Here is a 10,314-nt window from a genome sequence, read left to right on the forward strand (position 1 = left end):
GCCTTCTTACATCAGCTATGAGGAATTCGGCAGGCGTTTCCTGGAATACGCCGTCTCCGAGCAGCGCATCGCCGACGCGTTCGGCCAACTCACCGGTGCCGCTTTCGATTTCGGGCCGATCGGGGTGGGGCCGGGTCGCTTGGCGAAGGTCACCGCGCAGGTGGAGCTCGGGCAGCCACGAATCCTGCGTTTCGTCGACGCGTTCATCTCCTTCGAACTGACCATTCCCTTGCGCGTGGATCTGGTTCTCGATCTGGCGGTCGACAGGTCGCGTTTCCGGGTCGACGGCACCGTGCATCTGCATCTCACCGCGCGCACCGCCGACCCACTGCGGGTGGTCATCGACATCGCCGAGCCGCGTCCCGGCGATGTGCGGGTCAATGTCGCCAGCAGCTCCAAGCGCGGCGAATTGCTGCGGGTGCTGGCCAGCGTCGACCACGAGATCCGCCGGTTCGTCGCCCGGTACGTCGCACAGGAGATCCGCAAACCCGAGATCGCGGCGGTCCGCAATATCGACGTGGCGACCAGGCTCGACGCGGCCTGGAAGTTGTAGCGGAGTAGGCCCGATCCGGCGCCACCCCCCGCTAGGCTGCTGCGCGAGACCGGGCCCGACGACACATTGCAGGGGTGTGAGCTGTGGGAGTTGCGACGAAGGCGAGCGGGTGGCGGGCGCGGATCGTGGTGCTCGGCGTCGTGTGCGGTGCCGTGGCGGTCGTCGCGGGCTGCGGTGGGGTCGACCAGCCCGCGCCGCCGCGACTGACGCCCGCCGAGGAGCAGGCCGCGAAGGGCGCGGTGTTCGCCTATCGCACCGACGCCGAGCTGGCGGTGGTGCGTGGCGGCGAAACCGTGCGGGCGCCGGGCAGTTTCGGCTATTCGTCGGCCGCGGTGGCGTTCACCAGGGACGGGCACTACGCCTTCGCGGTGGAGAGCGGTAGCAAGACGCTGGTCGCGGTGGGTGTGCGCGACCGGTCGGTGACCCGGATACCGTGTGACTGCGCCAACGCCGTGGCGTTGCGCGGTTCGGTGGTCGGCTGGTGGCGGGAGCCGGGCGAGATCATGAGCATGGACCTGGCCGGTTCCGAGCCCGCCGCGCCCGAACGCGAGATCGTCCTGCCGGATTCGCCGAGTCCGCTCACCGGTGGTGGGTGGGGCGGGGCCGAACTTGTGGCGGCCACCGACGAGTTCGTGCTGCTGGCCCGGGTGGAATCGCGCGGCCTGTGGTGGGAGAAGAGTCACCTCTACGCCATCGGCTCCGATGTCATCCTGCCGCTGGGTCGTGTGCCCGGCATCGACGCCGGACTGTCGGCCGCCGCTGGTCCCGATGGGCACACCTTCGTGCTGGCCGGGGCCACCGCGCGCAGCGCGACCTGCGGCAGCGGCAACGTGGCGACCATCGACGCCGCCAACAACGGTGTCCTGGCCATGCCCACCCTGCCGGGTGAGTGCTCGGCGGCCTACAACCCGCGCTGGAGCGCCGATGGTTCGATCACGATCGCCACCCGCAAGTGGTCCGACCTCGCGGGCGCGCCGAGCACGGTCGACCGGATGCAGTTGGCGGCGCAGGGGTGGGCGCCGGTCGGGGAGTACCCGGTGGTCGACATGCTCCCGCGGAAACAGGCGCAGGAGCCGATGCTCGAGGTGGTCGCCGGTGAGCCCACCGACGCGCGCGGCACGCCGCATGGAGTCCTGGTCGTCCACCAGGGCGAGGACAGCGCGGAAGTGGCGACGCAGGTCGTCTCGTTGGGCTCGCCGACAGCCACCGGCTGAGCGGTGTCGGCGCGCGAGCCGATCAGAGTTTGCGCAGCCGCAACCTGTTGATCGTGTGGTCGGAGTCCTTGCGCAACACCAGGGTTGCGCGGGGGCGCGTCGGCAGGATGTTCTCCACCAGGTTGGGCCGGTTGGTCGAGTGCCAGATATCGCGCGCGGCCGCGGTGGCCTGTTCGTCGTCGAAGGCCGCGTAGTGGTGGAAGTGCGCGTCGGGGTCGGCGAAGCCGGTCTTGCGCAACGCGAGAAAGCGCTGCACATACCAGTTCTCGATGTCCTCGATGCGGGCGTCGACGTAGATGGAGAAGTCGAACAGGTCCGACACCATCAGTCGCGGACCGGTCTGCAGCACGTTCAGGCCCTCGACGATGAGAATGTCGGGCTGGCGGACACAGTGCTTCTCGTCGGGCACGATGTCGTAGGACTTGTGCGAATACACCGGCGCGCACACCTCTTCGGCGCCCGACTTCACCTCGGTGACGAATCGCAGCAGCTTGCGCCGGTCGTAGCTTTCCGGGAAACCCTTGCGGTGCATGATGCCGCGACGGATGAGTTCGGCTGTGGGATAAAGGAATCCATCGGTGGTCACCAGGTCGACCCGGGGGTGGTGATCCCAGCGCGCCAGCAGCGCCTGGAGCACGCGCGCGGTGGTCGACTTGCCGACCGCGACACTGCCCGCGACCCCGATCACGAACGGCACCTGCTTGTCGGGATGTTTCTCGCCGAGGAAGGTGGCGGTGGCGGCGAACAGCCGCTGCCGGGCCGCGACCTGGAGATGGATCAACCGCGCCAGCGGCAGGTACACCTCGGCGACTTCGTCGAGGTCGATCTGCTCGCCGAGACCGCGCAGGCCGGTCAGCTCGTCCTCGGTCAGTACCAGGGGAGTCGACTTGCGCAGTGTGCGCCACTGGCTTCGATCGAACTCCACATAGGGGCTCGGTTCGCTCATCCGTGCCACCTACCCGACCCTCCGTCCGGGCGCATCCGCACAGCTTGGCTGCCCGTCTGGTGAGATCCGGGATAACTCTGACCGCATAGCGAGATTGTGCTCCGTGCTCGCTGCCCGCGCGCAACAGGGGGTTTGGCTACCGGTCGGTAACCAGCGACAACGCCGAGGTAAGACGCCATTTTCCGATCGACCACGTAATGTCGGGCGGATGGGGTCACATCCACTTGTCACCGAATACCTGCGCCTGGGTTTGGCTTTCGATCGCCTCGAAGAGGGGTTCGTCGACGCCTACACCGGCGATCCGCAATTGCGCCGCGATATCGAGAACGCGGCCGTCCCGGTGCCCTCGGAGCTGGCCCGGCGCGCCGTCGATCTGCGCGCCGCCCTGCCCGATGCCGGGCTCTCGGCGCAGCGCACCGAATTCCTCGATGCCCACCTGGTGGCGATGGAATGCTCGGCGCGCAAGTTCGCCGGTGAGCAGATCGGCTTCGTCGACGAGGTCCGCGCCTACTTCGACGTCGACATCGCACCGGGCGACCCCGACGACTATCGCGAAGCGCACCGGCAGATGGACGAGGTGCTCGGCGGCGACGGACCGCTGGCCGAGCGCGCCGCCGCCTACCGCCGCGGTGACGAGATCCCCCCGGAAAAGCTCGCTACCTGTGTCGAAGCGTTCTCGAGCGCGCTGCGGGAGCGGGTACGCGAGCGCTATCCGCTGCCCGACAACGAGCACGTTACCTACGAGGTGGTCGGCGACAAGCCGTGGTCCGGCTTCAACTACTACCTGGGCAATTTCGCCTCGACGGTCGCGATCAACTCCGACCTCAAACAGCACATGGGCAACCTCCCCGCGCTCATCGCGCACGAGGCCTACCCCGGTCATCACACCGAGCACTGCCGCAAGGAGGCCGGACTGGTCGCGGCGGGCGAGGACGAGCAGACGCTGTTCCTGGTCAACACCCCGCAGTGCCTGATGGCCGAGGGCCTCGCCGACCTGGCCCTTCGGTCGATCGTCGGGCCCGGTTGGGGAGTCTGGGCGCAGGAGATCTACGCCGACCTCGGCCTTCGTTTCGACGGTGAACGGGCCGAACGCTTCTCGACCGCGTCGGCGAAACTGCTGAACGTGCGTCAGGACGCCGCGTTGCTGCTGCACGATCAGCATCGCAGCGAGGACGAGGTGGCGCTGTTCCTGCAGCGGTGGATTCTGGCGACGCCGGAACGCGCGCGGCAGTCGCTGCGGTTCCTGTCCTCGCCGCTGTGGCGGGCCTACATCAGCACCTATGTCGAGGGTTACCGCCTGCTCGGTGGGTGGCTCGACGGTGCGGTCGGCGCCCAGGATCGGGTCGAGCGGTTCGGGCGTCTGCTCGACGAGCCGCTGACGCCGGGGGCGATCCGGCGGATGAGTGTCGCTACTGGATGACGGCGCAGCCGCCGGGGTTCAACAGCGAGCAGACCAGGTAGTTGATCTGCAGCAGGAGTGCCTCGATCGAGTTGGACGGTGCGATGGCCGGGGTCACGGGCAGTGCGGTCATATCTGTGTCATCGGTCACCGTCGGACGGGTCGTTACGCCGAGTCTGTTGTGTTCGACGGCTATCGAACCTGGTCAGCCGGGCTGTGACCCTGGTCTCTCCGGTGGCGGCTCGGAGGGTGTTGCGGTATCCCCGTGCTCGGCTCGCACACGGTCGGCAATAGACTCGACGGCGTGACGCAGACGACCGCTTCGGTGAATACCCAGTCTCTCGGTGAGCTCGATCCCGAGTTGGCCGCCGCGATGGCGGGCGAGCTCGCCCGCGAACGCGACACCCTCGAGATGATCGCTTCGGAGAACTTCGTGCCGCGCGCGGTCCTGCAGGCGCAGGGCTCCGTCCTCACGAACAAGTACGCCGAGGGGTACCCGGGCCGCCGCTACTACGGCGGCTGCGAGGCCGTCGACGTGGTGGAGACCCTGGCTCGCGACCGTGCCAAGGAACTCTTCGGCGCCGAATTCGCCAACGTGCAGCCCCACTCGGGCGCGCAGGCCAACGCCGCGGTGCTGATGGCGCTGATGAACCCGGGCGAGACCCTGCTGGGTCTGGACCTCGCGCACGGCGGTCACCTCACCCACGGCATGCGCCTGAACTTCTCGGGCAAGCTCTACGACGTCCACTCCTACGGTGTGTCGAAGGAAGACCACCGGATCGACATGGACGAGGTGCGTGACATCGCACGCAAGGCCAAGCCGAAGGTGATCGTCGCCGGCTGGTCGGCCTACCCGCGCCACCAGGACTTCGCCCGCTTCCGTGAGATCGCCGACGAGGTCGGCGCCTACCTGTGGGTCGACATGGCGCACTTCGCCGGCCTGGTCGCCGCCGGTCTGCACCCCTCGCCCGTGCCGTACGCCGACGTGGTGTCCTCCACCGTGCACAAGACCCTCGGCGGTCCCCGCTCCGGTCTGATCCTGGCCAAGCAGGAATTCGCCAAGAAGCTCAACTCCGCGGTGTTCCCCGGTCAGCAGGGCGGCCCGCTCATGCACGTGATCGCCGCCAAGGCCGCCGCGTTCAAGATCGCCGCCACCGAGGAGTTCGCCGACCGTCAGGTCCGCACCCTGTCCGGCGCGCGTATCCTCGCCGAGCGTCTGACCGGCGCCGACGTGAAGGACAAGGGTGTTTCGGTCCTGACCGGCGGCACCGACGTGCACCTGGTCCTGGTCGATCTGCGTAACTCCGAACTCGACGGCCAGCAGGCCGAGGATGTCCTCCACGAGGTCGGCATCACCGTCAACCGCAACGCCGTCCCGTTCGACCCTCGCCCCCCGATGGTCACCTCGGGCCTGCGCATCGGCACGGCGGCCCTGGCCACCCGTGGTTTCGGCGACACCGAGTTCACCGAGGTAGCCGACATCATCGCCGCCGCCCTGGCGGGTACCTCCGACGTCGACACCCTGCGCGGCCGGGTGTCGCGCCTGGCCCAGAGCGTCCCGCTCTACCAGGGTCTCGAGGACTGGCGCCTGCTCGGCTGAGCCGGAGAACTTCTGCCCGATGGCCCCTGTCAGCTCCATGCAGACAGGGGCCATCGTGTTGTCGGAACACACAAAGTTCCGGTGAATCGCATACGGGCCTAATGGAATAGGGCATGGTCAGTCCGTATGGAATATCGACGCGCGCTGGCGCGTGAGGTCGGCGGGGAGGTGCACGCGTTCGAGTTGCTCTCCGAGGCCGAGGCCAGGGAGCTGATCGAACTGTTCCGCGCCGCGCGGGCCAACGAGGTGCGGGCGCTGCGCCGGGCCATCGATGCCGCGCTCACCGCGATGCCCGCTCCGCTGCGTAAGGTCTCGCGCAAGATCCTCTTCGGCAGCTGATGATCGAAACCGAACTCGAAGCTCAGACACAGCTCGTGGTGCTCGCGCGCACGCTGAAAGTGCCGCCGCAGCGCCTCGCACCGCTGGCCCGTCTCGGTGCGGTGCACCTGTCGGCGATACAGCAGCAGATGTTGCGCGCACTGCATGCCGAGCACGCGGACACCTTCCGCCGGGTCAGCCCGCTCGTGCCGATCTTTCCGGTGGGTGTGGGCGTCGCGCTCTTCGAGCGGGTGGTGCCGCCGGTGCTCGCCGCCCGATTCCTCGGCGCGGTCGGCGTCAAACATCCGCGCAAGTGCGCGCAGGCGCTGTGCGCGGTCGATGCCGTCTACGCGGCCGACGGAGCGCCGTACCTGGACCCGAATGTCTTCGAACAGCTGATGCGATACGGCAGGCCGGAGCCGATCACCCTCATCATCAACGAGCTGTTGCGGCGCCGCGACTACGTGACGGCCGCGCGGTTCCTCTCGGTGGTGAACGAGCCGCTGATCGCGGCATTGGAGCAGACCGTCCTCGATGACGCGGGCTTGATCTTCACCGCCGCCTACGCCTACCCGGCGCACACGTTGAGCCGGATCGTGCGGCAGTTGCTGGCGGGCCCACGCCAGCGGGTGCCGGCCATGCTCCACACCGTCCTGGCGGGCCCACCCACCCTGCATCACGCGATGCTCGCCCTGTTCTGCAAGGTCGACCCCGAAATCACCGGCATTCTCGGCGACATCTTCTTCGGCCGCGGCACCACACACGAGGTCGGCCGATTCCTGCTCACCGCGGTCAACCGGAACGCCTCGCCCGCGCTGCTCACCGTGATCGGCAGACTCGAACCCGTTGCCCTGTGGGCCTTGTCGACGAACCCGCAATTCGCGAACACCGACGTGCTCGGCGCGCTGGTCCGCTCGCTGGACGGCAAGGACGAAGCCGACCCGTGGCGCGGGCTGTTCGCCCTGTCCGCCCGCCTGAGCGAACCGGCCCGCCGCCACATCGCCGCCACCCTCGCCGAACTCGACGAAACCTCGGTAGCCGCCCTGCCCGCGCACGCCACCGACGCCACCTACTGGCCCGCTCTCCTGCAACTACTCGCCGAATCCGAACCCGCCGCCCAGTCCCGAGTCGCCGCGATCTGGTCGCGCCTTTCCCCCGAATGGCAAGCGGGCATCGAACGCCACATCCACGAAAACCGCTACGACACCCGACTGAGCCGCATCACCAACGCCCTCACCACCGTCACCCCGGAAGAAGTCTTCTTCCGTCGCCGCCAGCAGAACCGCCAGCGAGGAGAAGACCACTTCGCGTCGTGGTGAGCTCGCTCAGTGCACCAGCGGGCTCAGGGTGCGGCCGACCCGGTCGATGACACCGGGCTCGTGGCCGTTGGCGATCAGATTGATGATGACGCCGTCGATGCCGTGGTCGAGGACGCGGGCCTGGATCTGTTCGGCGACTTCGTCCGGGGTGCCGGCGAATTGGCGGTCGGCGACGGTGGCCCGGCGTTCGGCTTCGGTCAGGGTGGACAGGTCGACGCCGAGTCGCGACAGCATGTCGGCCTGGGTCTTTCGGGCGCGGTCACCGTCTTCGTCGACGATGGTCAGCGCGAGGAAGCTGGTTTCCAGGGTGGCGGGGTCGCGGCCCGCCTCCTCGCACCGCTGGTGCAGAGCGTCGAGTTTGCGGGGCAGTTCGGAGGCGTTGCAGATGATGTTGAGGTGATCGGCGAAGCGGGCGGCCATGCCGAAGGTCTTCTTCTCGCCGCCACCGCCGAGCAGAATCGGCAGGTCGTCGCGGATGCGTGGCTCGTTCATCGCGTTCTCGGTGTGGTACCACTTTCCGTCGAAGGTGGATCGCTGCCCGCGCAGCATCGGCGTGATGATCCGCAATGCCTCGTCGAGCCGCTCGAACCGCTCGGTGAAGGTGCCGAATTCGAACCCGTACTGCTGATGCTCCAGCTCGAACCACCCCGCCCCGATGCCGAGCACCGCCCGGCCACCGCTCACCACGTCGAGCGTGGTGACGGTCTTGGCCAGCAGGGCGGGATTGCGATAGGTATTGCCGGTGACCAAGGCCGACAACTGGATTCGCTCGGTCGCGGTAGCCAGACCCGACAGCGCCGAGTAGGCCTCCAGCATCGGCTCCTCGGGCTCGCCGATCAACGGCAGCTGATAGAAGTGATCCATCACGAAGGCGGCGTCGAACCCCGCCCCCTCCGCCTCCCTCGCCTGCGCGATCACCGCGGGAAACAGCTCACGCACCGAGGACGTGTTGCTGAAGTTGGGCATCTGATAGCCGAGTCGAATGCTCATGTCGCCGACTTTATGACTTGGAGTGCACTCCAAGTCAAGCGCTACACCCGACCAGCTGCGGATAGTCGATCAGGTCGATGTCGTTGGCGGCCTTGTCGCCGTATTTCAGCATGAGGGTGAAGAAGCGGGAGCCGAGGAACCAGTTGCGCGCCTTGATGCCCAGGGCGGTCTTGGGCGCGAGGAAGGGGCCCGCGTTGCTGTTGCCCGCGATTTTGGCGTAGCGCTTCATGATCCGGTCGTAGTTGGCGAAGGCGGTGATGTGATCACCCGCGGCGGCGGCCAGTTCGCCCGCGAGGACGTAGGCGCCGACAACGGCGAGGCCGGTGCCGAAGCCCGCCAGGGTGTTTCCGTACGCGGCGTCGCCGATGAGGGCGACGCGCCCGCGGGTGTAGGCGCCGTTCATCCGGACCTGGCTGATCGAGTCGAGGTAGATGTCGTCGAATTCGGCCAGGTCGGTGAGCATGCGGGGGGCATGCCATGCCATGTCGGCGAAGGTTTCGGTGATGATGCGGCGCTGGGCGTCGACGTCGTTGCGGGGGTAGTCGAGTTCGGGGGCGGCGAACATGTACATCTGCTGGGCCTTCGGGCCGCCGTCGATGGCGAGTTTGCCCGGGGTGTTGTGGGCGGCCCCAGCCGCTTTGTCGCGGGGCGTGGCCGCGTCGCTCCAGCGGCTCGCGCCGGCGACGCAGTAGTAGTAGCCGAGGTGCGCCACGTAGTCGGCCTCGGGGCCGAACGCCAATTTCCGGACTCGCGAATGGATGCCGTCGGCGCCCAGGACGAGGTCGAAGGTGCGGGGCGGGTTGTGCTCGAACCGCACGGCCACGCCGTCGCCGGTGTCGCGCAGGTCGGTGATGGTGTCGCCGAAGAGGTACTCGACGGTGTCGGCGGTCTTGTCGTACATGACCTCGGCCAGGTCGCCGCGCAGGATCTCCAGGTCGCCGCCGGTGAACTCGCCCGACATCACGCCGAGCTCGCGCCCGTTGTCGTCGACGAAGACCAGGTCGGTGGTACCGGTACGCCGGGCTCGGACCTCGTCGAGGATGCCCATCCGCTCGAGCACGGTCAGGTGGGTCTTGCCCTTGAAGTCCACCGCCTGACCGCCTGCCCGCAGCGCGGGGGCACGTTCGACAACGGTGACGGAGAAGCCGTAGCGGTGCAGCCAGTAGGCGAGGGCGGGGCCGGCGACGCTGGCGCCGGAGATGAGAACAGTACGCATGATGCAACTCCCGAAGATCTGTGTCCGATGGAATCTGTATCCGGTGGATGCAGATAAGAGTATGGTAGACACAGTTTCACGTCAAGACGATTTTCGAGAGGATGGGCAGATGCCGCCGCCGACCACGGTCGAGCTGTTGTGGGGGACCACGCAGCGCCCCAAGCGCGGGCCCAAACCCGCGCTCACTCTCGACGGGATCGTCGCCGAGGCCATCGCGCTCGTCGACGCCGAAGGGCTGTCCGCGCTGTCGATGCAGCGGCTGGCCGAACGCCTCGGCTTCACCAAGATGTCGCTGTACCGATATGTGCCGGGCAAGGAGCAGTTGACCGCGCTGATGCTCGACGCGGCGATGGGCGAACCGCCGAAGGCCGCGGGCGCGCAGCAGAACTGGCGAACCGGCCTCTGCACCTGGGTCGAAGCGCTCTTCGCTCGCTACCGTGCGCACCCGTGGTCGATCGAGCTCACCGTCGGCATGCGGCCTCTCGGCCCGAACGAGATGGGCTGGACCGAGGCCGCCCTCACCGCACTGGCAGGCACCGGGCTCTCCGGCTCGGAGAGGCTGGACACGATCGTCCTGCTCAACGGTCACGCCCGCAGCCTGGCTCAGCAGGTCGCGTCGATGAGCGGGGACGGGGAAGTGCAGTTCACCGAGCAGTTCGCCGCGATGATGACCGCGGCCGCAGGCCGCTACCCCGAGGTGCAGGCCGCCTTCGCCGAGGAAGCCGCCGCACCGGCGGGCAAGGGCGGACCCAACGACGC

11 protein-coding genes are annotated in these 10,314 nt (G+C 68.0%); 7 read left to right on the forward strand and 4 right to left on the reverse strand.

Annotated features, from left to right (window positions below; all coding sequences use genetic code 11):
• Positions 1 to 553, forward strand: a 553-nt coding sequence (locus ACFWF3_RS11190) for a hypothetical protein (RefSeq protein ID WP_379313524.1), incomplete at its 5' end; no start/stop codon positions are given.
• 83 nt (positions 554 to 636) lie between these two features.
• Complete coding sequence (locus ACFWF3_RS11195; RefSeq protein WP_379313525.1) at positions 637 to 1,767, forward strand: hypothetical protein; 1,131 nt, start codon at positions 637 to 639, stop codon at positions 1,765 to 1,767.
• A 22-nt stretch (positions 1,768 to 1,789) separates the two neighbouring features.
• Here the strand turns inward: ACFWF3_RS11195 and coaA are convergent, their stop codons facing one another.
• Positions 1,790 to 2,722 carry a type I pantothenate kinase gene (gene coaA, locus ACFWF3_RS11200; RefSeq protein ID WP_101465876.1) on the reverse strand — a complete coding sequence of 311 codons (933 nt, stop codon included), beginning with the start codon at positions 2,720 to 2,722 and terminating at the stop codon, positions 1,790 to 1,792.
• Positions 2,723 to 2,921: 199 nt separating this feature from the next.
• On the opposite strand from coaA, the gene ACFWF3_RS11205 reads away from it, so the two are divergent.
• Positions 2,922 to 4,133, forward strand: a complete 1,212-nt coding sequence (locus ACFWF3_RS11205; RefSeq protein ID WP_378993042.1) for a DUF885 domain-containing protein — start codon at positions 2,922 to 2,924, stop codon at positions 4,131 to 4,133.
• Here the strand turns inward: ACFWF3_RS11205 and ACFWF3_RS11210 are convergent.
• Positions 4,123 to 4,245, reverse strand: coding sequence for a hypothetical protein (locus tag ACFWF3_RS11210; protein WP_379313526.1), 123 nt, complete (start codon positions 4,243 to 4,245; stop codon positions 4,123 to 4,125). The two genes, ACFWF3_RS11205 and ACFWF3_RS11210, sit on opposite strands and share 11 nt — an antisense overlap.
• A 171-nt stretch (positions 4,246 to 4,416) precedes the next feature.
• On the opposite strand from ACFWF3_RS11210, the gene glyA reads away from it, so the two are divergent.
• The 3 genes from glyA (at position 4,417) to ACFWF3_RS11225 (ending at position 7,349) form a co-directional block, all read left to right on the forward strand.
• The gene (glyA, locus tag ACFWF3_RS11215; protein ID WP_378993039.1) at positions 4,417 to 5,712 is read left to right on the forward strand and encodes a serine hydroxymethyltransferase; all 1,296 of its coding nucleotides are present in this window, start codon (positions 4,417 to 4,419) and stop codon (positions 5,710 to 5,712) included.
• 126 nt (positions 5,713 to 5,838) lie between these two features.
• A complete protein-coding gene (locus tag ACFWF3_RS11220) occupies positions 5,839 to 6,051 on the forward strand; it encodes a hypothetical protein (protein ID WP_378636305.1) in 213 nt (70 codons plus the stop codon).
• The gene (locus ACFWF3_RS11225) at positions 6,051 to 7,349 is read left to right on the forward strand and encodes a hypothetical protein (RefSeq protein ID WP_379313527.1); all 1,299 of its coding nucleotides are present in this window, start codon (positions 6,051 to 6,053) and stop codon (positions 7,347 to 7,349) included. Before ACFWF3_RS11220 ends, ACFWF3_RS11225 begins: the two co-directional genes overlap by 1 nt.
• Positions 7,350 to 7,355: 6 nt before the next feature.
• Here ACFWF3_RS11225 and ACFWF3_RS11230 read toward each other — a convergent pair whose 3' ends face one another.
• Positions 7,356 to 8,339, reverse strand: a complete 984-nt coding sequence (locus ACFWF3_RS11230) for an LLM class F420-dependent oxidoreductase (protein WP_379313529.1) — start codon at positions 8,337 to 8,339, stop codon at positions 7,356 to 7,358.
• Between the two features lie 34 nt (positions 8,340 to 8,373).
• Positions 8,374 to 9,555: an FAD-dependent monooxygenase gene (locus ACFWF3_RS11235; protein WP_379313530.1), complete on the reverse strand. Its 1,182-nt coding sequence runs from the start codon at positions 9,553 to 9,555 to the stop codon at positions 8,374 to 8,376.
• Between the two features lie 109 nt (positions 9,556 to 9,664).
• Between ACFWF3_RS11235 and ACFWF3_RS11240 the strand changes: the two genes are divergently transcribed.
• A partial coding sequence (locus ACFWF3_RS11240; protein WP_379313531.1) for a TetR/AcrR family transcriptional regulator occupies positions 9,665 to 10,314 on the forward strand: 650 nt, incomplete at its 3' end.

Origin of the sequence: Nocardia sp. NPDC060220, assembly GCF_042727815.1 — a bacterium.
Taxonomy (GTDB): domain Bacteria; phylum Actinomycetota; class Actinomycetes; order Mycobacteriales; family Mycobacteriaceae; genus Nocardia.

Excerpts from the sequence above, each read along its gene's own strand:
- ACFWF3_RS11205 (WP_378993042.1), top strand. The coding sequence starts at position 2,922 with ATGGGGTCACATCCACTTGTCACCGAATACCTGCGCCTGGGTTTGGCT.
- ACFWF3_RS11210 (WP_379313526.1), bottom strand. The coding sequence starts at position 4,245 with ATGACCGCACTGCCCGTGACCCCGGCCATCGCACCGTCCAACTCGATC.
- ACFWF3_RS11220 (WP_378636305.1), top strand. The coding sequence starts at position 5,839 with ATGGAATATCGACGCGCGCTGGCGCGTGAGGTCGGCGGGGAGGTGCAC.
- ACFWF3_RS11225 (WP_379313527.1), top strand. The coding sequence starts at position 6,051 with ATGATCGAAACCGAACTCGAAGCTCAGACACAGCTCGTGGTGCTCGCG.
- ACFWF3_RS11230 (WP_379313529.1), bottom strand. The coding sequence starts at position 8,339 with ATGAGCATTCGACTCGGCTATCAGATGCCCAACTTCAGCAACACGTCC.
- ACFWF3_RS11235 (WP_379313530.1), bottom strand. The coding sequence starts at position 9,555 with ATGCGTACTGTTCTCATCTCCGGCGCCAGCGTCGCCGGCCCCGCCCTC.